This window comes from Bacillus sp. 165, from assembly GCF_017742235.1.
Classification (GTDB): domain Bacteria; phylum Bacillota; class Bacilli; order Bacillales; family Bacillaceae_G; genus JAGHKQ01.
Genome location: NZ_JAGHKQ010000005.1, coordinates 178,376 through 202,494, shown reverse-complemented (window position 1 = coordinate 202,494; position 24,119 = coordinate 178,376). Strand labels below are relative to the sequence as shown.

Annotated in this window: 27 protein-coding genes; 22 read left to right on the top strand and 5 right to left on the bottom strand. The window is 40.7% G+C overall.

Annotated features, from left to right (window positions below; genetic code table 11):
• Positions 1-276: 276 nt before the first annotated feature.
• From J7Q84_RS10395 to J7Q84_RS10370, 6 genes are all read left to right on the top strand, one after another.
• The gene (locus J7Q84_RS10395) at positions 277-1,209 is read left to right on the top strand and encodes an ABC transporter permease (protein ID WP_209094468.1); all 933 of its coding nucleotides are present in this window, start codon (positions 277-279) and stop codon (positions 1,207-1,209) included.
• An 11-nt stretch (positions 1,210-1,220) separates the two neighbouring features.
• Positions 1,221-2,141, top strand: a complete 921-nt coding sequence (locus J7Q84_RS10390; protein WP_209094467.1) for an ABC transporter permease — start codon at positions 1,221-1,223, stop codon at positions 2,139-2,141.
• Between the two features lie 5 nt (positions 2,142-2,146).
• Positions 2,147-3,178 carry an ABC transporter ATP-binding protein gene (locus J7Q84_RS10385; protein WP_209094465.1) on the top strand — a complete coding sequence of 344 codons (1,032 nt, stop codon included), beginning with the start codon at positions 2,147-2,149 and terminating at the stop codon, positions 3,176-3,178.
• Positions 3,175-4,782, top strand: coding sequence for a peptide ABC transporter substrate-binding protein (locus J7Q84_RS10380; protein WP_209094464.1), 1,608 nt, complete (start codon positions 3,175-3,177; stop codon positions 4,780-4,782). Before J7Q84_RS10385 ends, J7Q84_RS10380 begins: the two co-directional genes overlap by 4 nt.
• Positions 4,783-4,878: 96 nt before the next feature.
• Positions 4,879-5,766 carry a C40 family peptidase gene (locus tag J7Q84_RS10375; RefSeq protein ID WP_209094462.1) on the top strand — a complete coding sequence of 296 codons (888 nt, stop codon included), beginning with the start codon at positions 4,879-4,881 and terminating at the stop codon, positions 5,764-5,766.
• The gene (locus J7Q84_RS10370) at positions 5,723-6,523 is read left to right on the top strand and encodes a serine hydrolase (protein WP_209094461.1); all 801 of its coding nucleotides are present in this window, start codon (positions 5,723-5,725) and stop codon (positions 6,521-6,523) included. The genes J7Q84_RS10375 and J7Q84_RS10370 overlap by 44 nt, the downstream gene beginning before the upstream one ends.
• A gap of 163 nt (positions 6,524-6,686) precedes the next feature.
• On the opposite strand, the gene J7Q84_RS10365 is transcribed toward J7Q84_RS10370, so the two are convergent.
• Positions 6,687-7,211 carry a DUF2529 domain-containing protein gene (locus J7Q84_RS10365; protein WP_209094460.1) on the bottom strand — a complete coding sequence of 175 codons (525 nt, stop codon included), beginning with the start codon at positions 7,209-7,211 and terminating at the stop codon, positions 6,687-6,689.
• A gap of 169 nt (positions 7,212-7,380) precedes the next feature.
• Between J7Q84_RS10365 and J7Q84_RS10360 the strand changes: the two genes are divergently transcribed.
• The 14 genes from J7Q84_RS10360 (at position 7,381) to J7Q84_RS10295 (ending at position 20,077) form a co-directional block, all read left to right on the top strand.
• Positions 7,381-7,749, top strand: coding sequence for a response regulator (locus tag J7Q84_RS10360; protein ID WP_209094458.1), 369 nt, complete (start codon positions 7,381-7,383; stop codon positions 7,747-7,749).
• A 220-nt stretch (positions 7,750-7,969) separates the two neighbouring features.
• On the top strand, positions 7,970-8,830 hold the full coding sequence (locus J7Q84_RS10355) for a class II fructose-bisphosphate aldolase (protein ID WP_209094457.1): 861 nt from the start codon (positions 7,970-7,972) through the stop codon (positions 8,828-8,830).
• Positions 8,831-9,027: 197 nt separating this feature from the next.
• Complete coding sequence (gene fsa, locus J7Q84_RS10350; protein ID WP_209094455.1) at positions 9,028-9,672, top strand: fructose-6-phosphate aldolase; 645 nt, start codon at positions 9,028-9,030, stop codon at positions 9,670-9,672.
• A gap of 44 nt (positions 9,673-9,716) precedes the next feature.
• Complete coding sequence (locus J7Q84_RS10345) at positions 9,717-11,003, top strand: UDP-N-acetylglucosamine 1-carboxyvinyltransferase (protein WP_209094454.1); 1,287 nt, start codon at positions 9,717-9,719, stop codon at positions 11,001-11,003.
• 23 nt (positions 11,004-11,026) lie between these two features.
• The gene (gene glpX / locus J7Q84_RS10340; protein WP_209094453.1) at positions 11,027-11,992 is read left to right on the top strand and encodes a class II fructose-bisphosphatase; all 966 of its coding nucleotides are present in this window, start codon (positions 11,027-11,029) and stop codon (positions 11,990-11,992) included.
• Between the two features lie 287 nt (positions 11,993-12,279).
• Entirely contained in the window at positions 12,280-13,551 is a 1,272-nt protein-coding gene (rho, locus tag J7Q84_RS10335; protein ID WP_209094452.1) for a transcription termination factor Rho, read from the top strand.
• A 143-nt stretch (positions 13,552-13,694) separates the two neighbouring features.
• The gene (locus tag J7Q84_RS10330) at positions 13,695-13,940 is read left to right on the top strand and encodes a type B 50S ribosomal protein L31 (RefSeq protein WP_209094451.1); all 246 of its coding nucleotides are present in this window, start codon (positions 13,695-13,697) and stop codon (positions 13,938-13,940) included.
• A 211-nt stretch (positions 13,941-14,151) separates the two neighbouring features.
• On the top strand, positions 14,152-14,727 hold the full coding sequence (locus J7Q84_RS10325; protein ID WP_209094450.1) for a thymidine kinase: 576 nt from the start codon (positions 14,152-14,154) through the stop codon (positions 14,725-14,727).
• An 82-nt stretch (positions 14,728-14,809) separates the two neighbouring features.
• A complete protein-coding gene (gene prfA, locus J7Q84_RS10320; protein ID WP_209094449.1) occupies positions 14,810-15,877 on the top strand; it encodes a peptide chain release factor 1 in 1,068 nt (355 codons plus the stop codon).
• Positions 15,877-16,734 (top strand): peptide chain release factor N(5)-glutamine methyltransferase, encoded by an 858-nt coding sequence (gene prmC / locus J7Q84_RS10315; RefSeq protein WP_209094448.1) that lies wholly within the window; start codon positions 15,877-15,879, stop codon positions 16,732-16,734. Before prfA ends, prmC begins: the two co-directional genes overlap by 1 nt.
• A gap of 227 nt (positions 16,735-16,961) precedes the next feature.
• The gene (gene spoIIR, locus J7Q84_RS10310) at positions 16,962-17,783 is read left to right on the top strand and encodes a stage II sporulation protein R (protein ID WP_209094447.1); all 822 of its coding nucleotides are present in this window, start codon (positions 16,962-16,964) and stop codon (positions 17,781-17,783) included.
• A gap of 63 nt (positions 17,784-17,846) precedes the next feature.
• Positions 17,847-18,335 (top strand): mechanosensitive ion channel protein, encoded by a 489-nt coding sequence (locus J7Q84_RS10305; RefSeq protein WP_209094446.1) that lies wholly within the window; start codon positions 17,847-17,849, stop codon positions 18,333-18,335.
• Between the two features lie 80 nt (positions 18,336-18,415).
• Entirely contained in the window at positions 18,416-19,459 is a 1,044-nt protein-coding gene (locus J7Q84_RS10300; RefSeq protein ID WP_209094445.1) for an L-threonylcarbamoyladenylate synthase, read from the top strand.
• 57 nt (positions 19,460-19,516) lie between these two features.
• The gene (locus J7Q84_RS10295) at positions 19,517-20,077 is read left to right on the top strand and encodes a manganese efflux pump MntP (RefSeq protein ID WP_247739190.1); all 561 of its coding nucleotides are present in this window, start codon (positions 19,517-19,519) and stop codon (positions 20,075-20,077) included.
• A 63-nt stretch (positions 20,078-20,140) separates the two neighbouring features.
• Here J7Q84_RS10295 and J7Q84_RS10290 read toward each other — a convergent pair whose 3' ends face one another.
• The 4 genes from J7Q84_RS10290 to J7Q84_RS10275 are packed head-to-tail and all read right to left on the bottom strand — an operon-like array spanning position 20,141 to position 22,752.
• Entirely contained in the window at positions 20,141-20,752 is a 612-nt protein-coding gene (locus tag J7Q84_RS10290; protein WP_209094444.1) for a flavin reductase family protein, read from the bottom strand.
• A gap of 14 nt (positions 20,753-20,766) precedes the next feature.
• Complete coding sequence (locus J7Q84_RS10285; protein ID WP_209094443.1) at positions 20,767-21,378, bottom strand: alpha/beta hydrolase; 612 nt, start codon at positions 21,376-21,378, stop codon at positions 20,767-20,769.
• Entirely contained in the window at positions 21,378-22,322 is a 945-nt protein-coding gene (locus J7Q84_RS10280; RefSeq protein ID WP_209094442.1) for a ring-cleaving dioxygenase, read from the bottom strand. Before J7Q84_RS10280 ends, J7Q84_RS10285 begins: the two co-directional genes overlap by 1 nt.
• Before the next feature lie 43 nt (positions 22,323-22,365).
• The gene (locus tag J7Q84_RS10275; RefSeq protein WP_209094441.1) at positions 22,366-22,752 is read right to left on the bottom strand and encodes a DoxX family protein; all 387 of its coding nucleotides are present in this window, start codon (positions 22,750-22,752) and stop codon (positions 22,366-22,368) included.
• 218 nt (positions 22,753-22,970) lie between these two features.
• Here J7Q84_RS10275 and J7Q84_RS10270 point away from each other — a divergent pair, with 218 nt between their 5' ends.
• Together J7Q84_RS10270 and J7Q84_RS10265 are read left to right on the top strand one after the other, a co-directional pair.
• Complete coding sequence (locus J7Q84_RS10270; RefSeq protein ID WP_209094537.1) at positions 22,971-23,462, top strand: PTS sugar transporter subunit IIA; 492 nt, start codon at positions 22,971-22,973, stop codon at positions 23,460-23,462.
• Positions 23,463-23,643: 181 nt separating this feature from the next.
• Positions 23,644-24,060 (top strand): organic hydroperoxide resistance protein, encoded by a 417-nt coding sequence (locus J7Q84_RS10265; protein ID WP_209094440.1) that lies wholly within the window; start codon positions 23,644-23,646, stop codon positions 24,058-24,060.
• The last annotated feature ends 59 nt before the right edge of the window (positions 24,061-24,119 follow it).

The window sequence follows — 24,119 nt, the reverse complement described above, 5'->3', positions numbered from 1 at the left end:
TGGTGTAAGTGACTATAATAAATTCGGTGTCATATGATTCAAACGAAGAGTGCATACAATATACATTTAATAAGATATATCATTTTTAAATTTATATATAAAAATAATAATTCCCTAATAAGAAATTGAAGAAAAATTTCAATAATAAAATGAAATTTGTAAAAAAATCTATCAAATTCCGTGAAATTTCTGTATAATTTATAATAGTTCTGAATATTTTTAATTTTAATTTTAGGTGAAAAATGAGAAATAACATTACATCAAAGGGGGGAAGTTATGTTTCAATATTTAATTCGCCGTATATTATCTACATTAGTTACGTTGCTCATTATCATAGCTGTTACATTTGTACTCATGCACAGTGTTCCTGGTTCCCCGTTCAATCAAGATCAAGGTAAAGGAACAAGCGATGCTGTTATGGAGAATTTGAATACGCGTTATCATTTGGACGAGCCGTTACATATTCAATTTTTCTATTATGTTGCTTCTCTTTTAAAAGGTGATTTAGGAATCAGCATGAAGCAATCGGGTACTTCCGTAAATGAACTGCTCAGCCGCGGATTTCCCGTCAGTGCTGAACTTGGAATGTATGCTATTTTATTAGCTGTTTTGACTGGGATTACCTTAGGGATTATTGCTGCATTGCGTCATAATCAGGTTATTGACTATATAGCTATGACGTTTGCTGTTATTGGTATTTCTGTACCGAGCTTTATTTTAGCTACCTTTTTAATTCAACAAGTTGCAGTAAATTGGGGGATTTTACCGGTTGCTACCTGGCAAAGCTGGAAGCATATGATTTTACCGACTATTGCCTTGGCGACGGGGCCTACAGCGATTATCGCCCGTTTAACACGAAGCAGCATGTTAGAAGTATTAACGCAAGATTATATCCAAACTGCACATGCGAAAGGTCTGCATCCTGCACGTATCGTGGTTGTGCATGCACTGAAAAATGCCTTACTCCCTATTATAACCATTTTGGGTACATTGGTAGCTGGTGTATTAACAGGAAGTTTTGTTATTGAGAAAATCTTTGCTATCCCGGGGATGGGTAAGTATTTTGTAGAGAGCATTAACAATCGTGATTATTCAGTTATTATGGGGACAACCATTTTTTATAGCATCTTATTAATTGTTATGTTGTTAATTGTAGACTTCATTTATAGCTGGCTGGATCCGCGTATAAAACTGCATCATCAAAAGTGAGGTGAACAGAAGTGGAATCAATAGATCATTTATTTGTGCAACGGGAAAGAAAAGGGAATGCAGAAGCAGTTGTACGACCATCTTTATCCTACTGGCAAGACGGATGGCGCCGATTAAAGAAAAATAAATTGGCGATGACAGGGCTGGTTTTTTTAGGGATTTTATTTTTGGGTGCCGTAATTGGACCCATTATATCTCCTTATGATGTTTCACAGCAAAATGTAGTGGAGGGAAGCCAGCCTCCAAGTGGCGAGCATTGGTTTGGAACAGATGAGCTTGGGCGTGATTTATTTGCCCGTGTTTGGTACGGAGCTCGAATCAGCTTGTTCGTCGGGGTCATAGCTGCGCTTATCGATATGACCATTGGTGTATTGTATGGCGGGTTTTCTGGATATAAAGGCGGAAAAACAGATAACTATATGATGCGTTTTGTAGAGCTTTTATATGGTATTCCTTATTTATTGGTTGTTATTTTACTTATGGTTGTAATGGGACCGGGTCTTCACACTATTATTATTGCCCTCACCATTACAGGCTGGGTCGGCATGGCACGAATCGTGCGCGGACAAGTTATGCAGCTGCGATCACAAGAATTTATTTTAGCCTCTCAAACGTTGGGAGCAAGTACGTTTCGTGTTATTTTGAAAGGACTGCTTCCAAACACAGTTGGCCCTATTCTTGTAAATATGACACTCTCTGTTCCATCTGCTATTTTTGCAGAGTCGTTTTTAAGTTTTTTAGGACTGGGTATTCAAGCGCCGTTTGCAAGCTGGGGTGTACTTGCGAATGATGGATTATCCGCTATTCTAACCGGAGATTGGTGGCGTCTTTTCTTCCCTGCGATATTTATTTCCTTAACGATGTTCGCTTTTAACGTCTTAGGGGATGGTCTGCAGGATGCCCTTGATCCGAAACTGCGGAAAGGGGATTAACAACTATGAGTTTTGTAGAAGTAGAAAATTTAGAGGTTGCATTTCGTACATATGGAGGATTTGTACAGGCAGTTCGAGGAGTATCCTTTTCTATTGAAAGAGGAGAGACCGTAGCCCTAGTAGGAGAATCTGGATCAGGTAAGTCGGTCACGGCAAAAAGTATTTTTGGTATGATTCAGTCAAATAAAGCTGTACAAGTCAATGGTTCTATTAAAGTTGCAGATCAGGCTGTGTTATCCCTTACCTCTTCTGAACTGCGAGCGTTGCGCGGACGGCGCATGGGGATGATTTTCCAGGATCCGATGACAAGCTTGAATCCTACCCTTACAATCGAAACACAGCTGACTGAAGGAATGGTTACCCATCTGGGTATCACGAAGAGGCAAGCGAAGGAACGCGCTTTGGACCTGCTGGATTTAGTAGGGATCCCTAACCCGAAAGTAAGGGTTGGCCAATATCCACACCATTTTAGTGGCGGGCAACGGCAGCGTATAGTCATAGCCATGGCACTTGCTTGCAATCCTTCTCTTTTGATTGCGGATGAACCAACAACGGCGTTGGATGTTACCATTCAAGCGCAAATATTGGAACTGCTAGAGGATTTAAAGGAAAAGCTGGATTTATCTATTTTACTTATTACACATGACTTAGGTGTTGTGGCGCAAGTTGCTGATCGAGTCATGGTCATGTATACAGGAAAACTAGTGGAAACAGGGGATTCCAGCGATATTTTTAAAGCGCCGGCACATCCTTACACAAAAGGCTTGTTAGAAAGTATTCCAAATCTAAATAGTAAACGCGAGGATGTGCTGCAAAGCATTCCAGGAACACCTCCGGACCTATTCCAGCCGCCAAAAGGATGCGGCTTTGTAGATCGTTGTCCGATGGCAATGGAGGTATGCGATACAATATACCCGCCTATGACAGTCATTGAACAAGAGCATAAAACGGCATGCTGGCTTCAGGATCCGCGGGCAAGGCAAGCATTTTCCTCAAGTGCTATACAAATATATAATGGGAAAGGGGTAATCGTATGAAGAAGTGGTTAGCAGTTTTAATGACAATGTTGCTCATGCTAAGTGCATGTACGGCAAAGCAGGATTCATCTGCTTCACCTGAGAAAGGCAAAGAAGCAAAGAAGATTTTAAATTTGAATAACGGCAATGAGCCGACAAGCTTTGACCCTCCAATTGGATTTGACGGGGTATCTTGGAATGCGTTGAATAACCTCGGGGAAGGTTTGACGCGTCTAGGCAAAGATCATCAGCCAGAACCTGCAGCAGCAGAGAAATGGGATGTTTCTTCTGATGGTAAAGTCTATACGTTTCATTTGCGTAAGAATGCAAAATGGTCTAACGGCAAACCTGTAACAGCAGAGGATTTTGAATATGCATGGAAGCGTATGTTAAGTGCTGAATTGGCGTCTCCAGCAGCATTCCTAGCTTACTTCATTGAAGGAGCTGAAGCATATAATACAGGGAAAGGCTCTGCAGATGATGTAAAGGTGAAAGCAGTAGACGAAAATACATTTGAAGTAACGTTAACAAGTCCGCAAGCCTTTTTCTTAAGCGTTATTACGAATCCTTCTTTCTTCCCGGTTTCTAAGGATGTTGTAGAAAACAATGCAGACTGGGCAAAAGAAGCAGCTACATTTGTAGGAAACGGTCCATTTAAGCTTACAAAATGGGAGCATTCCAAAGAAATGGTATTTGAGAAGAATGAGCATTATTGGGATGCAAAGTCTGTTAAGCTTGATGGTGTGAAATGGGCAATGATTAACGATTCCAATACAGAGTATCAAATGTACCAAACAAATGAATTAGACTCTTCCAGTGTTCCTTCTGCGTTAGCGGAAAAGTTGATAGAAGACGGGAAAGTAAAAATGGAAGATCAAGCAGGCTTAGAATTTTATCGATTCAATGTTAATATGGAGCCTTTCCAAAACCAAAAAATTCGCGAAGCCTTTTCGTTGGCAATTGATCAAGAGAAGATAGCAAAGTATGTAAAGCGCCAAGGACAAAAGGCAGCATATGGTATGGTATCGTACGGCTTTGAGGATGCAAGCGGTCAGGATTTCCGTAAACATAACGGTGATTTAATTAAGACAGATACAGCAAAAGCTAAACAGTTATTAGAGGAAGGCATGAAGGAAGAAGGATACAAAGCCCTTCCGGAAGTTACGTTGACATATAGCACGAGTGATGGCAATAAGATGGTAGCAGAGGCTCTGCAGCAAATGATAAACGAAGCATTGGGAGTAGATATTAAGATTGCGAACATGGAGTGGAATGTGTTCTCCGAAGATCAAAAAGCAGGTAAATTCCAATTTTCTCGCGGCTCGTTCCTTGCTGATTACGGAGACCCTGTCAATTTCTTAGAAAACTTTACGACGGGTAATATCATGAACCGTACAGCTTGGAGCAACGCACAGTACGATGAGTTAATTAAGAAATCTAAGCAAGAGAAAGAGGAAAAGCAGCGCTTTGAGTATCTATATCAAGCAGAGCAGTTATTGCTGAAAGAATTGCCTGTAGTTCCTCTATACTTCTACGCTCAAACATATTTGCAAAAAGATAATATAACAGGTGTTGTTCATCACCCAGTTGGTTATCTAGAATTAAAATGGGCAGATAAGAAATAAAGTAGTTAGACACCTCGTTCCAAGAAATTTTTAAGATTAAAGCAAAACCATCGCTTTTTGGCGGTGGTTTTGTCTGTAACAAGAGGAGGAGAAAACATGAAGGCAACAGTACGTGTACCTGTCGCAAATGTGTGGACACATCCTGTAGAAGGAGAATGGCTTAAATTAGCTCTTGCTGCTTCAGGGTGGATGAAATATTGGATAGACAGTTTGGCACATAAAGAGCGGATGAAATTATATGAAGATAATTTAATGCAAACACAAGTGCTTTTGGGCGATCAAGTGGAAATTTTAAAAGAGGAAGGAGAATGGGCAGAGGTAGCGGTATTATCGCAAGCATCCTCTAAAAATGAACAAGGATACCCAGGTTGGATGCATAAATCTCAATTAGAACAAGGGGTTTCTGGACAAAAGAGGCACTTTGTCATTATGGTACCAGAAGCACTGCTATGGGATGAAGAGGAATCTTCCAAGCAGTCTATCGTGTTTCAAACAACCCTTCCGGTTATAAAAGAAGAAGGAGAGTGGACATTTGTTGCTGTTCCTGATGGAATACGAAAGATAAAGAGTGAAGCTGGGATTGTGATAAATGGCATGCAGCCAGTTGATAAGAAACAAGGGAACGACTTGCTGGCGTATGGCATACAATTTTTAGGATTGCCGTACCTTTGGGGCGGAATGAGTGCATGGGGATATGATTGTTCTGGACTTACTCATACATTAGCAAAAGCATGTGGATATTCGATTCCTCGGGATGCCCATGACCAAGCAAAAATGGGAGTGGAAGTCGCAAAAGAAGCGTGGCTTCCAGGAGATTTGCTGTTCTTTGCACGTAATGGAAAGATTCATCATGTAGGAGTATACGCAGGGGAAGGGAAAATGCTGCATGCACCGATGACCGGTTCTTCCATTGAAATACTTGATTTGGCGGGTACATATTATGAAGGGGCTCTTTGTAATATACGTAGAGTATGGAATGCGTAACATGTCATTTTTCTTGGATATTGAACAGCTTTTACAAAAAATAGAGGGTACTGTGAGTCTTGCATTAGAAGGAGAAGTAACGTATCACTATCAAAGTGACATTATCCATCGGTCAGCCAGTTTAATTAAGATGCCTATTTTAACAACTGCTTTATTTCAAGCTGAACAAGATATATTGGATTTAAATGAAACCGTCTCTTGTTCGGTACTCAGTAAAGTAAAGGGGAGCGGAGTAATTGCATCTTTTAGGGAAGAGGCTGTTCTTATTGCACACGATCTGCTGACATTGATGATTACAGTGTCTGATAACGATGCTACAAATTGGGCTATCAAAAAAATAGGAATGGTTCCTATTCAGCAAACCATAAAGGATCTGGGACTTACGAACACGGCACTCAATCGATATATGCTGCAGGACCCAGAAGAAGCAGGAGGCGATAATTTTACTACGGCACGAGACATGGTAAAGCTGCTTCATTATATGGACACTTCCCCTTTGCAAGATTTATTTTATCGTCCGCTCTTAGAGCAACAGTTTCGTGAAAAATTACCTGGAGCATTAGAATATGAAACGCGAGTAAAGGTAGCAAATAAAACGGGCGGCTTGCAGGGAGTGGTTCATGATACTGCTCGATTTCAAGCAGGGGGCCGTGTCATCTATGCGGCGTTGCTTTGTTCAAATATTCAAGATGAACCGTATACAAATTACATACAATCACAGATTGGAAAGCGGATTGCACAATATTTGATTTCATAGCGGATAGATATTAGTTAGTTTTGTTGCAGCCAAGCTAAGCAGAGCCGATTCTAGATGCCTTGGTATCAAGCTTTCGGCCTGTTCCAGCTTATAAAACAGGACGTGAAAATACCTCTTGGCAGCAACTTCACCAAATACTTTGTTTTGTTTGACCAAAGATTGTTTAGTAATCTGCTAATATTTCTTTTATAGTAAACACTACTCCATAATAAGCAAATAGACCTGTCATAATGCTTGGGAAGCCATAACGGGTTCCATCTTCGTCTGGGATTAGTCCTTTAGTTAGTTTTGTATCGATATGAACATCCACGACCTGCTGGAGCGAATCTATTGCATCTTGCAGTGCGGATACTCCTACAACTGCCACCCCTTCATCCTGCAACTTTTTCGCTAATTCAATTGTAACTTGATCATTGGAAAAGCGAGTGAACAGAAGGACTCGGTCTGCTGGTGTGATATTTGCCATTTTTCCTTCGGTAAATAATGGCTTTGTATTTGTCAAAGGTTCTTCTCCCATTGTTGCTTCTAATACAATCGCTTCCATTTCTTTTGTTCCATGTATGTAAATAGTCCCATGACCGACAAGTGCCTGTGCCAGCAGTCTTGCTCCGTCCTCTATATTCAGCTCTTCCTTTTCAGCAATTTGTTTGAAATAGCCAGTCAATTGTGTGGAAAATATTTTTAGCACAAAGTTCCCTCCTTTTGGTGTTTCGACAATCATTATAATCAATTTCAAGAAAAAGGGGAAACTTTGCAGAAAGCAGGAAAAAAATAATTTACATAGAATTAATGTGGGTAGCATATTTGGAGAAAATACAAACAACAATATATAACCATTAATGGAAAGGGTGGGGTAAATGAACGGGAAAATTTTGATTGTGGACGATCAATACGGAATTCGTATTTTATTAAATGAAGTATTTCAAAAAGAGGGGTATCAAACCTACCAGGCTGCCAACGGATTCCAAGCGATTGATATTGTGAAAAAAGACCGTCCGGATTTAGTTATTTTAGATATGAAAATTCCTGGAATGGATGGACTGGAGATATTAAAGAGAGTAAAAGAAATCGATAAAGATATTAAAGTGATTCTTATGACAGCATACGGAGAGCTTGATATGATTCAAGAAGCAAAGGATTTAGGAGCACTATCTCACTTTGCAAAACCGTTCGATATTGATGAAATTCGTAAAGCAGTACGTAATGAAGTAGCGGTAAATGCATAGCGGAATGTGACGAATTTTAAAAAAATTTCGAAAAAACGCTTTCATTTAAAGGTTTACGAATTAATTTGGTTGAGATTATTCAGCCAAGTTGGTATGCTATGGAATGTAGAAAAATGTCCGGTATGTTTTCATTACATATCTTGTTTTACTGATGGTCATACTACCACTTGATAAGAACTTATCGGATAAAAAATGGTCTTGTTATAAGGAGGATTCACCCATGCCTTTAGTTTCAATGAAAGATATGCTGAACCAAGCATTAGAAGGTAAATATGCAGTAGGTCAGTTCAATATCAATAACTTAGAGTGGACACAAGCTATTTTAGCTGCTGCAGAAGAAGAAAAGTCTCCTGTTATCCTAGGTGTTTCTGAGGGTGCTGCGCGTCATATGGGCGGTTTCAAAACAACAGTTATGATGGTTAAAGGGCTAATGGAGGATATGAAGATTACAGTTCCTGTAGCGATTCATTTGGATCACGGTTCTAGCTTTGCTAAATGTAAAGAAGCTATCGAAGCCGGCTTCACATCTGTTATGATTGATGCTTCTCACCATCCGTTTGAAGAAAACGTAGAAACTACTTTACAAGTAGTACAATATGCTCATGAGCGTAATGTATCTGTTGAAGCAGAATTAGGTACAGTAGGCGGTCAAGAAGATGACATAGTAGCTGATGGTGTAATCTATGCTAATCCAACTGAGTGTGCAGAGCTTGTAAAACGTACTGGTGTTGATTGCTTGGCGCCGGCATTAGGATCTGTCCATGGTCCTTACAAAGGTGAACCAAACTTAGGCTTTAAAGAAATGGAAGAAGTTCGTAATTTAACTGGTGTACCATTAGTACTGCATGGTGGTACGGGTATTCCGACTCATGATATCGAAAGAGCAATTTCTTTAGGGACTTCAAAAATTAATGTGAATACTGAAAATCAAATTTCGTTTACAAAAGCGGTTCGTGAAATATTAAACAGCAATTCAGAAGTGTATGATCCACGTAAATATATCGTACCGGGCCGTGAAGCGATTAAACAAACAGTAATCAGCAAAATGCGAGAATTCGGTTCCAGTCAAAAAGCATTTTAATAAATTGGGAATATTAAGAAAAACGAAATGAAACCGTCTAGACTTTTAGACGGTTTCATTTCGTTGTATAATGTAAACGTCACCATTTTACAGAAATAGACAAGGGCATAGGAAAAAGTGCTTTTAGCGTCGAAAAGGGTTGAGAAGAACAAAATAATAAGGGGTAATATACACGTTCATTCAAGGAGGATTTTATTATGAAGTTTTTCATCGACACTGCAAATTTGGAAGAAATTAAAGAAATTAACAGCATGGGAATTTTAGCGGGTGTAACAACGAACCCTAGTCTTGTTGCCAAGGAAAAAGGAGTCACATTTCATGACCGTTTACGTGAGATTACGCAAGAGGTCAGTGGGTCTGTAAGTGCGGAAGTTATTGCAATTAAGGCTGATGAAATGATTGAAGAAGGAAAAGAGCTGGCTGCCATTGCCCCGAATATTACAGTCAAAGTTCCGATGACCGCAGACGGATTAAAGGCAGTAAAGGTATTCAGTGAATTAGGAATCAAGACGAATGTTACGTTAATTTTTAATGCAAACCAAGCTTTATTGGCAGCACGCGCAGGTGCTACCTATGTTTCACCTTTTTTAGGGCGTTTAGATGATATTGGACAAGATGGACTTGAACTCATTGATACCATTGCCTCAATTTTTATTCAGCATGATATTAAAACAGAAATCATCGCTGCGTCTGTGCGCCACCCTGTTCATGTAACCGAAGCAGCACTTCGGGGAGCGCATATTGCGACGATTCCACATAAAGTATTTTTACAATTGATGAAGCATCCGCTTACAGATAAGGGAATTGAGCAGTTCTTAAGCGATTGGAACAATCGCAGTTAATTCAGTAATTGTGATTGTATAGCTTTTGCTGGAAGGAGCATAACATGGAAAAGTTAATTATTGAGGGAGGACATGCCCTTAACGGTTCAATTCGAGTCAGCGGCGCAAAGAACAGTGCTGTGGCTCTCATTCCTGCAACTATCTTAGCGGAAACACCTGTGACAATTGGAGGGATTCCGAATATCTCCGATGTTAACATATTGGGAGATTTACTAGAAGAAATCGGCGGGGCTGTTACATTGAATGAGCAAGAAATGACGGTGGACCCGTCAAAAATGATATCTATGCCGTTACCGAGTGGAAAGGTCAAAAAGCTACGAGCTTCTTATTACTTAATGGGTGCTATGCTTGGACGGTTTAAACAAGCTGTCATCGGATTACCGGGAGGCTGTCACTTAGGTCCTCGTCCAATCGACCAGCATATTAAGGGATTTGAAGCATTGGGAGCAACTGTTACGAATGAACAAGGAGCAATCTATCTTCGTGCAGATGAATTAAGAGGAGCCCGCATTTATTTAGATGTAGTCAGTGTGGGAGCAACCATTAATATTATGCTCGCTGCAGTGAGAGCAAAAGGACGCACTGTTATTGAAAATGCCGCCAAAGAACCGGAAATTATTGATGTGGCTACTTTGCTTACGAGTATGGGCGCTCGTATAAAAGGGGCGGGTACGGACGTTATTCGTATTGATGGAGTCGACTCGTTAAAAGGTTGCTATCATTCGATTATTCCTGATCGTATTGAAGCAGGAACCTTCATGATTATGGCCGCAGCAATCGGACAAGAAATTATCATTGACAATGTTATCCCGCAGCATTTAGAATCAGTCATTGCCAAGTTGCGCGAGATGAAAGTGAAAATTGAGGCCTATGATGACCAAGTGGTAGTCAGAGGTGGAAATGATTTAAAAACAGTAGATGTAAAAACACTTGTATATCCAGGGTTTGCAACAGATTTGCAGCAGCCATTTACAGCGCTTCTGACAAAGGCTCATGGAACTGGTGTTGTGACAGATACTATTTATGGTGCGCGTTTTAAACATATTGATGAACTAAGAAGAATGAATGCCAAGGTGAAGGTGGAAGGACGTTCTGCTATTATAACAGGTCCTGTTTCATTACAGGGTGCAAAAGTTAAAGCAAGTGATCTTCGTGCCGGAGCGGCTTTAGTAATAGCCGGTTTAATGGCAGATGGGATTACAGAGGTTACCGGTTTGGAACATATTGATCGCGGCTATGAGGATTTGGAAAGCAAATTACGCGGCTTAGGCGCCAAGATTTGGCGTGAGAGATTGACAGAGGAAGAAATGGAGCAAGTACAAAATTCGTAGTATCAACTGGGGGAGGAATTATCATGGAAAGAAGTTTATCAATGGAATTGGTTCGTGTAACAGAAGCAGCAGCTTTATCTGCAGCACGATGGATGGGCCGAGGAAAAAAGGATGAGGCTGATGATGCGGCAACAACAGCGATGCGAGACGTATTTGATACAGTACCAATGAAGGGAACCGTTGTAATTGGAGAAGGAGAAATGGATGAAGCTCCAATGCTTTATATCGGGGAAAAGCTGGGTACTGGATATGGACCTCGAGTAGATGTGGCGGTTGACCCGCTGGAAGGAACAAATATTGTGTCTTCTGGAGGGTGGAATGCGCTTGCTGTTCTTGCCGTAGCAGATCATGGCAATCTCCTTCATGCCCCAGATATGTATATGGATAAAATTGCAGTTGGTCCGGAAGCCGTGGGCTTCGTGGATATTAATGCTTCGATTACGGACAATCTTCATGCAGTAGCAAAAGCCAAAGGGAAGGATATAGAAGATGTTGTAGCGACAATTCTGAATCGTCCTCGTCATGCACACATTATTGAAGAAATCAGAAAAACAGGAGCGCGAATCAAGCTCATTAATGATGGTGACGTAGCAGGAGCTATTAATACAGCATTTGATCATACAGGGGTAGATATTTTGTTTGGTTCTGGCGGAGCACCTGAGGGCGTGCTGGCTGCAGTAGCACTTAAATGCTTAGGAGGAGAAATCCAAGGTAAGCTTCTTCCACAAAGCGAGGAAGAATTAACTCGCTGTAAAAAGATGGGGATTCTTGATGTGAATCGTGTTCTTCGCATGGAAGACCTTGTGCGCGGAGACGATGCTATTTTTGCTGCAACAGGAGTAACAGATGGGGAGCTTCTTCGCGGCGTGCAATTTAAAGGAACAGCAGGAACGACTCATTCTGTTGTTATGCGTGCAAAATCAGGTACTGTTCGTTTCATTGATGGCAGACACAGCTTGCATAAAAAACCGAATTTAGTCATGAAATAAAAAAGTAAGCGAAGGTCTAGGCCTTCGCTACTTCTTTTATTGGCAAGAAAGTATAAAGCGGAAGAGATATGCAATATGCTATTCTCTATCTAGAATATTTTGGTTATATCTGGGGAGTAAGCGTAATTTCTTAGCAGAAAAAGTTGATTAAAACTAGAGAAAGAGGTTACAATAGGGAATATTATGCTACTTTTATATAGAGAGACTCATCTTTCCTAATCTAAACCTTCCAATACTTCAACATCAAAACCCAATCAAAACAGAATAAATTAAAGTGTGGTGTATCAATGAGCTTATCAATATCAGCATTAGAAAATATGAAATTAAAAGAGCTTTACGAGCACGCGAAGGAATTCAAAATCTCGTATTACAGCAAATTGAATAAAAAAGAACTAATTTTTGCCATCTTAAAAGCTCAGGCTGAAAAAGACGGTCTATTTTTTATGGAGGGTGTTCTTGAAATCATTCAGTCTGAAGGCTTTGGTTTCTTACGTCCGATTAATTATTCGCCAAGTTCTGAAGATATTTATATTTCTGCCTCCCAAATTCGCCGTTTCGATTTGCGTAATGGAGATAAAGTATCCGGAAAAGTTCGTAAACCTAAGGAGAATGAACGTTATTTCGGATTATTGCAAGTCGAAGCTGTTAACGGTGATGATCCCGAATCTGCGAAAGAACGTGTTCACTTCCCTGGATTAACCGCGCTCTATCCAAATCGTCAAATGAAATTGGAAACAGAAACAAAAAATCTTTCTACGCGTATTATTGACTTAATCGCACCAATCGGATTTGGGCAGAGGGGACTGATTGTCGCTCCTCCAAAGGCTGGGAAAACAATGCTGTTAAAAGAAATTGCACACAGCATTACAACAAATCATCCTGAAGCAGAATTGATTGTCTTGTTGATTGACGAACGTCCTGAAGAAGTGACAGATATTGAGCGTTCTGTACAAGGAGATGTTGTCAGCTCTACATTTGATGAAGTGCCAGAAAATCATATCAAGGTTGCAGAGCTTGTATTAGAACGTGCCATGCGTTTAGTAGAACATAAAAAAGATGTAATTATCCTTATGGATAGTATTACACGTTTAGCTCGTGCTTATAACCTTGTGATTCCACCGAGCGGCCGTACATTATCCGGAGGTATTGATCCCGCTGCCTTCCATCGTCCAAAGCGTTTCTTTGGAGCGGCGCGGAATATTGAAGAGGGCGGTAGCTTAACCATTTTAGCGACAGCTCTTGTGGATACGGGATCTCGTATGGATGATGTCATTTATGAGGAATTTAAGGGTACAGGTAACATGGAGCTTCATTTGGATCGTGCTTTGGCTGAACGCCGAATCTTCCCAGCAATTGATATTCGCCGCTCCGGTACTCGTAAGGAAGAGTTATTAGTACCAAAGGAAAATCTGGACAAGCTATGGGCAATCCGTAAAGCTATGACGGATACACCTGATTTTACAGAAAGATTTTTACGAACATTGCGCAATACAAAAACCAATGATGAATTTTTTCAACGGATTAATGAAGAGAAAAAAGGTGCTGTTACAACAAAGTGAGGAAACCATAAATAGGCAGTTGCAAAAAGGGTAAAGCCTTGTTATAATTTGCTCATGTGTGTTTCATCACTGTTAGAAATGATTCTAGTCAGTATGAAAAACTCTGTTTCGAAAATGATTCAGGGCGGAAGGAGATGAAAAGAATGAGAGCAGGAATTCATCCAAACTACAAAAAGGTAGTATTTATGGATATCAACACAGGCTTCAAGTTCTTAAGCGGATCTACAATGCATTCCAGCGAAACTATCGATTGGGAAGACGGAAACACTTATCCACTAATTAAAGTGGAAATCAGTTCTGATTCTCACCCGTTCTACACAGGACGTCAGAAGTTCGCTACAGCAGCTGGCCGCGTAGACAAGTTCAATAAAAAATACGGCCTTAAGTAATAATAAAAAGCAGGCAAGTGCTTATACGCTTGCCTGCTTTTTTTCGGAAAAAATACATGATAATATCTGCAGAATTAATCTGAACACCAGATTGTAACTGCGTTTTAAGGCATTCGTCTGTGAGACAGAATGCCCGTTTTCTTTCGTCACATATATGGAATGTAAACATACTTAAATATAGGTTATTTTTTTGCAAGGGGGATGGTTCTTAATGTATCTCATGAGTCGAATCGGATGGTTGGAAGTGATATGCGGCAGCATGTTTTCAGGAAAGTCTGAGGAACTGATTCGCCGCGTACGTCGCACGCAGTTTGCAAAACAAAAGGCAATTGTATTTAAACCGTGTATTGACAATCGTTACAGCGAAGAAGATGTAGTATCTCATAATGGAGCGAAAGTGAGAGCTGTTCCGGTCTCATCCTCTTTAAAAATTTATGATTATGTAACAGAAGATATGGATGTTGTAGCAGTTGATGAGGTTCAGTTTTTTGATGATAATATTGTTGAGGTGGTGCAGGACCTTGCAACTCGCGGTTATCGTGTGGTTGTGGCGGGATTGGATCAAGACTTTAGAGGAGTGCCGTTTGGCGTTGTTCCACAACTTATGGCAATGGCAGAACATGTGACGAAGCTGCAAGCTGTGTGTTCCGAATGCGGAGCCCCTGCAAGTCGTACTCAACGTTTGATTAACGGAGAACCCGCATCATTCAACGACCCTGTTATTTTAGTAGGTGCATCAGAATCATATGAACCGCGTTGCCGTCATTGTCATACTGTGCCAAAGTAAATTAAGCTTTATGTGAATTTAGTTGCTTTTATATATTTTTTTAGCCTATACTATTAAGAGTACTTATATTGAGGTGAATGATGTGTTAGATCGTTTACAGGCTGTTGAAGACCGTTATGATAAATTGAACGAACTTTTAAGTGATCCTGCAATAGTCAATGATCCGAAGAAGCTTCGTGAATATTCTAAAGAACAATCTGATATGCAAGATACGGTAGCGGCATATCGTGAGTATAAAAGCGTTTCCATTCAATTGAAGGATGCGAAAGCGATGCTTGAGGAAAAGCTTGATGCCGACATGCGTGACATGGTAAAAGAAGAAATTTCTGAGCTGGAAGTACAGGAAAAGGAATTATCTGAACGTTTAAAAGTGTTGCTTCTCCCGAAAGACCCTAATGATGATAAGAACGTTATCATTGAGATTCGCGGTGCAGCTGGCGGCGATGAAGCGGCATTATTTGCTGGAGATTTATATCGTATGTACAGCCGCTATGCTGAAATGCAGGGCTGGAAACCTGAAGTAATCGAAGCAAGTCCAACAGGGCTTGGAGGATTCAAGGAGATCATCTTTATGATTAATGGTAAAGGTGCATACTCTAAGATGAAATTTGAGAATGGGGCACATCGTGTGCAACGTGTACCGGAAACAGAATCTGGCGGACGTATCCATACATCAACAGCAACTGTAGCTGTACTTCCGGAAGCGGAAGAGGTTGAAATCGAAATTCATGAAAAGGATATTCGTGTAGATACTTTTGCGTCCAGCGGTCCGGGTGGACAGAGTGTAAATACGACCATGTCTGCGGTGCGTTTAACGCATCTTCCGACAGGAGTAGTTGTATCCTGTCAGGATGAAAAGTCTCAAATTAAAAACAAAGAAAAAGCTATGAAGGTATTGCGTGCTCGCGTATATGATAAATTCCAACAAGAAGCGCAAGCAGAGTATGATCAAAACCGTAAGCAAGCAGTAGGAACAGGTGACCGTTCCGAACGTATCCGTACGTACAACTTCCCGCAAAATCGCGTGACGGATCACCGTATTGGTTTAACCATTCAAAAGCTTGACCAAATTCTCCAAGGAAAACTGGATGAATTCATCAATGCTTTAATTATGGAAGATCAAGCGAAGAAGATGGAGGCAAGTTTATAATGCCTCAAAAAATGTATGAAGCCCTCGAGTGGGCTTCTTCTTTTTTAGAAGAGCGGCATCGGGATGCTAATGCGGGTGAATTGTTGCTTTGCCATGTGCTGCAAACGAACCGGACGGGGCTTCTTATGAATTTAAGAGAAGAGCTGACTCAACAACAAGAACAGGTGCTTGTCAAACTGGTAAAGCAGCATGGAGAAGGCATTCCGCTGCAATATGTAATAGGATATGAATATTTTTACGGTCGCAAATTCCATGTAGATGCAGAGGTACTGATTCCTCGCCCAGAAACAGAGGAGCTACTTGCAGGAGTGTTAGACCGCATTCAAAACAAATATGGCGAGCAGTCCATTACAGTAGCTGATATAGGAACCGGAAGCGGAGCGATTGCCATTACATTGGCACTTGAGAATCCTAAATTGAATGTATATACGGTGGATATTGCAGCCACATCTATTGAGGTGGCGAGGGAGAATGCAAAAAATCTGGAGGCGCAAGTCACCTTTTTGCACGGGGACTTGCTTCAGCCGTTTATCACAGAAGGGATTACACTTGATGTAGTAGTATCAAATCCTCCTTATATTCCTATTGAAGATTGGTCCGAGCTTTCTTCTATCGTAAAGGACTATGAACCAAAACGCGCATTAGTTGGGGGAGAAGACGGACTTGACTTTTATCGGCGTTTTATGGAAGAACTGCCGCAAGTGTTAAAACCGAATGCCATCGTAGCATTCGAAGTGGGGGTTGGACAAGGAGAGATTGTAAAGCATATGCTGCAAGCTGCGTTTCCTCTTGCTGCTGTTGAAGTGGTATTTGATATTAATGGAAAAGACCGGATGGTATTTGCCGATATTGGATAGTACTCCCGATTTGGGAGTACTTTTAACTTTTAAATTGTGGATTCGCTGAAAAAAGCGTAGGATTCTCCGAAAAGATGAGAGTTCTGCCGAAAAAAGCGTTGGAGTTGCTGTGTGAAGTGGAACTGCTAAGAATTCTTTTCTTAATAGAATGCTAGATTTTTAAATTTGCTAGTTTAAAAAATCGAAAAGCTGCCCACACTGTGTTAGTGAAGGGACGGTGTGGGGAAATGAAAAAACAAGTAATTACGTTATTGATTTTAATGGTGATTGGTACACAGTTTACTGTGTATTTTGGATATAAAAAAGCAGAAGCAAGCAATGCGACAGTCATTCCAGATGAGGCGATTCGGTTACGTATTTTGGCAAACAGTGATTCGAGTGCGGACCAAGCGTTAAAACGCAAGGTACGGGACGAAGTGAAAGAGCAAATTGACGGTTGGGTACAAGATTTAACTTCTTTTAAAGAGGCGCGCCAGGTCATTCAAGACCACTTGCCTGAAATTGAAAGAACAGTGGCGCAAACATTAAAAAAAGAAGGCAGCAACCAAACATTTACGGTAAAGTTTGGGAAGCATATAAAATTTCCAACGAAAATGTATGGCAACTTTATTTATCCGGCAGGCGAGTATGAGGCTGTTCTTGTGACTTTAGGAAAAGGAGAAGGGGCCAACTGGTGGTGTGTATTGTTTCCTCCACTGTGCTTTCTTGACTTTTCCAACGGTGATGCGGTGAAAAAAGAGAGACCGAAAGCGGTAAAGGCAAAAGAGGGGAAGAAAGAAGTAAAAGCAACAGAAGAACCTAAAGAAACTGTTACTGTAGATAAGGCACTAGAGGGTAAAGCAAGCCCAGCAGTATCTGCATCGGTAAATAAGAAGAAAATAACTGCCGTTGCGTTCGCACAGGAAAAGAGAGTATTTGAGGGTATTGATAAGCAGTCTACCGCTAAGAACACGGTGGAAAAAAAGCAAACAGTACAAGTAGTGGAAGAGGAAGAACCAGAAGTAAAGTTATTAATTGTTGAAGTCTTTTCTTCCTTATTTAAAAAATAAGTTCTATACTTATCCCTCTCTTCATATATTGTATGGTAAGGAGTATGAGGAGAGGGGATTATTATGCAGAATATGCAATTTGTGCAAGATAGGGATATAGAAAAGCTAATCAAGTTTTTAGGACGAGCTAATGTGAAAGAGGAGCGTTTAGAGAAAATCTCACATCAATTTATGATACTAAAGGATGAGAAACAGGATATTATAGCAGTAATTGGCTATGAGCCTGAGGGAGATTGCGCGTTGATTCGTACACTTATTATGTCTCCAGTTGTGGACAAGTCCAAGTTTGTTAAGTTTTTTGAAGCGTTTTTGCAGCAGTTGCATAAAAAGAAGCTGCAAAAGCTGTATTTAATTACAAACAAGCCTGTTTCAGCTGAATTATTTCGTATGTTTAACTTTTCTTCTGTGGATAACAGTAAAGTGGATTTACAAATTCGAAATTTGGATCATTATAAAAAGGCGATGGAGCAGCCCAATGCCTTTGTGTTAGAATGTGAACTATTCACAGAGTTATCCACTGATCAACAAGACTTATCCACATTTCGTGGATAAGTCTTGTTTGTATTTCTAAACTTATCCGTAGTAAACTGTAAGAAATAAGGAATTATCGTAGATAGAGGACGTGAATAACGATGAATACAAAAGTATGGGTTGTGGATAACATTGTTGAAAAAAAAGGAGATTATCCACAATTGCAAGAAGCTGCCTCTTTATTACAAAGTGGAGAAGTTGTAGCTTTCCCTACAGAAACTGTATATGGCTTAGGGGCGGATGCAACTTCAGATGAAGCGGTAGAAAAAATCTTTTTGGCAAAAGGAAGACCAAGCGATAATCCGCTTATCGTACATATAGCGACAACAGAACAGTTGAACACAATTGTTGATGAAATACCTGCCAAGGCAGAGATGTTGATACAGCGTTTTTGGCCGGGACCATTGACGCTAGTATTACCTAAAAAAGAAGGGATTTCTCATCGTGTAACTGCAGGGTTATCCACAGTCGCGGTGAGAATGCCTGATCATCCAATTGCTCTTGCTCTGATTAAACAAGCAAATGTACCTGTAGCAGCTCCGAGTGCTAATCGATCAGGACGTCCGAGCCCTACGTTGGCAGCTCATGTCTATGAGGATTTGAATAAAAAAGTTGCAGGTATCGTAGATGGAGGAGCGACAGGAGTCGGAGTAGAATCGACAGTATTAGATTGTACAAGTGCAGTTCCCGTTATCCTTCGTCCAGGAGGAGTAACTAAAGAGCAATTAGAAGCAGTAATTGGGGAAGTGGATGTGGATGCGGCTTTAAAAGATGAAACACAAACACCGAAATCACCAGGTATGAAGTATACACACTATGCACCAAATGCGCCCTTAACAATTGTGGAGGGAACGCGGGAGTTTTTGCAACAGCTTGTTAATCAAAAAAAAGAACAAGGCTTGAAAACAGGAATTCTTACGACCGAAGAAAATGCATCTTTTTATGTGGGAGATGTTATTGTAGCATGCGGGCGTCGTGAGGCTCTCACAACCGTTGCGGCAAAATTATATGATGCACTGCGTGCTTTTGATACTGCGCAGGTGGATGTTATCTTCAGTGAGTCATTTCCGCAGGAGGGAATAGGCATTGCGATTATGAACCGCTTGCAAAAAGCAAGCGGACACTGTGTAATCTTTGAGAATTAACTTCTAAACCTTCTTGGACGTGCATATTTTTAAGTAGCAAGTCCGAGGAGGGGGAAAATGGATATCCATTATATTATTGGAGAGTTGCTGACACTTCTAATCATGGCATTTGCCTTGGGACTCGATGCCTTTTCTGTCAGCCTTGGCATGGGGATGATTCAGTTAAAGATGAGGCAAATCCTTTACATAGGAATTACCATTGGTACCTTTCACATTATTATGCCGTTAATTGGTATCGTGATTGGCAGAATGTTAACAGATCAATTTGGTTCAATTGCTACCGTAGCAGGCGGGGTGCTGCTCTTGGGCCTCGGATTTCATATTATCTATTCTTGCCTTTTTGGAGAAGGGAAGGATGGTGTGCTTCCGGTTGGATTCGGGCTGCTTTTATTTTCGTTCAGTGTTAGTGTGGACAGCTTTTCTGTCGGGCTGAGCCTCGGTATTTATGGTGCTAGAACAGCGGTTACAGTTATTATGTTCGGTGTGGTTAGTATGATCTTAACATGGACGGGGCTTCTAATCGGGCGTCACGCTAAGCAATGGCTAGGTATGTATGGAGAATTGCTGGGCGGGAGCATTCTTGTTGGATTTGGATTAAAGCTGTTGTTTCCGATATAAAATGGTATTTATGTGATTGAAAAAAGCACGGCGGATGCCGTGCTTTTTTCAATCATCGCTTTTTTATGTCGGGCGTACAATTTCAAATTGCTCTCCTAGCTTTGCATAGTTGTTGCCCGCTAAGCGGCTTACCGGCTGTAACCCTTCTGCGTGAATACGCCCTTTTTCATACAAATGCTCTGCAACGTGAAAGCGAACTACACGCCCTATTAATAGATCACAGGCTGGTTCATTTTCTGTTCCCCCAAGGGGAATGCAACGCTCTAAGACACATTCCATACGAATATTGGCTTCCTGTACGCCTGGTACGCTGATGGCATCACTAGCAACAGGTGTTAAGCCAGCAAGCTCTATTTCACTTTGATTAGGAGGAAGCGGCGCTGCTGTTTCATTCATAGCTTCTACGTATGTTTCATCCGAGATGTGAACGACAAACTCTCCTTTTTGCATGGCATTTCGTGCTGTATCTTTTTGTTCTCCTGCTTTACGCTGGATAGAAACGGAAATTAGCGGTGGATTAGCAGTGACGATATTGAAATAGCTGAAAGGAGCTCCGTTTAATACCCCTTCTGTAGAAAGTGTTGTTACGAATGCAACTGGACGCGGGATAATGCTCCCTGTCAGCAGCTTATAGTTATCTCGTTCACTTTGTGTGTTAGGATCGATCGACAGCATAGTGTTCACTCCTTCTATTTTGAAAAATGCAGTGTAAACCATTGTTTGGCAGCTTCGGCTTCGCTTCGTGTCAATTGGTGGCCGAAGCTTTCCCAATGAACAGAAACATCCGCTCCAGCTTGTAATAATAATTTTTCCAGGTCTTGTGTCTCTTCCTTTTTGCAGATAGGATCATTTATTCCAGCAGCAATAAAAACGGGAGTGCCCTCTAATGCTGGTAGCTTTATTCCGCGTCTAGGGACCATTGGATGGTGTAAAATAGCCCCTTTTAATGCCTGTTCATAATGAAACAAAAGGCTGCCTGCAATATTTGCGCCGTTGGAGTAACCGACAGCGACGATATTATTTCGAGGAAAGTCGTATTGTTGGGCTGCCTCATCTAAGAATGTGTGCAGTTCTTTTGTACGAAAGACTAAGTCCTCCTCATCAAATACTCCTTCTGCTAAACGCCGAAAAAATCGAGGCATACCATTTTCCGATACATTGCCCCGCACGCTCAATATATTAGAAGAAGGAGAGATTAAATCGGCAAGAGGAAGCAGATCATGCTCTGTTCCTCCTGTGCCATGAAGTAAAAGTAATGTTGGTGCGAGTTCATTTGTTCCTTTATGAAAAATATGGCGCATTATTTATCTTCCTCCAATACTCGTACTTTGGCTGGGAGCAAGATGCTTTCAAGCTCTGTTCGTTTTGGTTCTAGCCATGGTGGAAGCAATAGTTTTTCTCCCAGTTGTTCAAACGGTTCATTGTACATGAATCCAGGTGGGTCTGTAGCAATTTCAAATAATATGCCGCCTTCTTCCCGGAAGTAGATAGCATTGAAGTATTGCCTGTTAATAATAGGTGTTACTGGATAACCATGGCTCTCAATATGTTCCCTCCAGCTCTCATGGTCTTCGTAGCTATCGGCGCGCCATGCGATATGATGCACTGTACCGATTCCCATTTGTCCGAAAGGAAGAGGAGTGCGCTTTACATCAATAATGTTACCCCGTTCTCCTGTAGAACGGAAGCGGATAAAGTCACCTTCCTCTGAAACTTTTTCTAGTCCCATTACAGCTTGCAATACTTTTGCTGTTTCAGCAGGGGTAGCAGATAATAATACTGCCCCTCCAAAGCCTTTAATTCCATGATGTGCCGGTACACCGCCAAAAGCCCATTCGCTGGTTGGTCCTTCTTTTCTTTCCACAAGCTCCAAATGAAGACCGTGCGGATCAGTGAACTCCAAATAAGTCTCTCCAAATCGTGTTGTTTTTTCAACTGTTACATTAAATGAAGTTAAGCGTTCTTCCCAAAAGGAAAGCGAGCCGCTTGGCACCGCAAAGGATGTTATTCCAACCTGGCCTGAGCCAATACGTCCTGGGTACGCATCCGGCCAAGGGAAAAACGTCATAATAGTACCGGGGCTGCCTTGCTCGTTTCCAAAGTACAGGTGATATGTGCCTGGATCGTCAAAGTTCACAGTTTTCTTTACGAGACGAAGTGCCAAAATTCCTGCATAAAAGTCAATATTCTCTTGTGGATTTCCTACAATTGCTGTTATATGATGAATTCCTGTTGTTTGTTTCATATTTTGTCACCTCTTAGGAAATATCTTGAATTCGAGATAAAAATCATAATAAAGTATAAGCGCCTGGCCCGATTAACGCAATACCTATGGCTACAACGATTAATATAAGATTGTATTCATAGCCGTTTTGTGTAATCCAGAAGCCGTTCTTTGCATGTACTTTAACAATAGCTACTAACATTGTTGCTGTAATTAATAATGCCCCAATCCATGTGAAAACTCCGCTGGCGAATAACAATCCGCCCAGTAATTCACTTGCTCCTGCCATAAATGCCATTGCTACACCTGGCTTTATCCCTATAGATTCCATCCATCCTCCGGTTCCTTTTAAGCCGTAACCTCCAAACCAACCGAATAACTTTTGCGAACCATGACCGATAAATGCTACCCCTACTACTAAACGAATAAGCAATAAACCTAAATCCATCATTTGAATGTCCCCCTTATGAAATGTTTTTATTAACTTACTTTATGTTAGTTATGATATTCTTATTACTTACTTTTGTCAAGTAACTATATAAATTTTTTAGATAGATTTTTACAAATATAATGCAAGTGTTAGGAATTATCGACAACAAGTTTAAAACAAAGAAAAATGAGGACAATTAAGGTATAGTAAAAATGTAAGTTAGAAGGAGGATTTGAATGATGTTTAAAAAGCTGTTTAGCTCAAAAATAAATCAAGAAACTATTGTTGCTCCCTTAACGGGAGAGGTGAAAAATATAGAAGAAGTACCTGATCCAGTTTTTGCACAACGGATGATGGGTGATGGTATCGCGATTGTACCGACAGAAGGTAAAGTAGTAGCTCCCGTAGATGGAGAGATTGTACAACTGTTTCATACAAAGCATGCAATTGGAATTCGTTCACAGCAAGGACTGGAAATCCTGATCCATGTGGGACTGGAAACTGTTAATTTAAAAGGTGAAGGCTTTGAAGCACATGTAACAGAAGGGCAAAAAGTAAAAGCTGGGGATTTGCTATTGACGTTTGATCTTCCTTACATAAAGCAAAATGCGAAAGACATCATTACCCCTATGGTTATTACGAACAAAGATATTGTAGATTCACAAGATAAAAATGTGGGCATGCAAGCTCAACGAGGTACAACCATGGTGATGCAGGTAAAATTAAAATAGCTGCATACTGAAAAAGTATATACTTTCAAAGCAAAGGCACATTCTGTGAAAGGATGTGCCTTTTGTTTATCCTGCAGTTAATACAAAAAAATAAATTGACGGGTATGTTTTTTTGTATTATAGTTGTGATAAATTAAATTGTTTACAATTTAATATTATAAAATTAAAAAGAGGGATAAATATGGATCATTTATATACTGCGCAAGTAAAAGCGACAGGCGGGAGAAATGGAAAGGTCATTTCTGAAGATGGTGTAATCAATTTAGATGTAAAAATGCCAAAAGCATTAGGAGGACCCGGAGGAGAAGCGACCAATCCGGAGCAATTATTTGCAGCTGGGTATGCAGCGTGTTTTGATAGTGCTTTAAATTTAGTGGCACGTACGAAACGGATTAAAGTAGGCATCACAGAAGTTACTGCACATGTTTCGATTGGGAAAGCTTTTGATGATGGATTTGAACTTGCAGCAACCTTACAGGTAAAGGTCCCTGATGTATCACGAGAAATAGCGCAAGAATTAGTAGAGGCGGCTCATCAAGTATGTCCGTATTCTAAGGCAACAAAAGGCAATATGAATGTAACATTAGAAGTACTTTAATAGAGGGGAGCTGTCGTTTGCAACGGCAGCTTTTTTGTTCTATAGTTTTAAAAAAACAA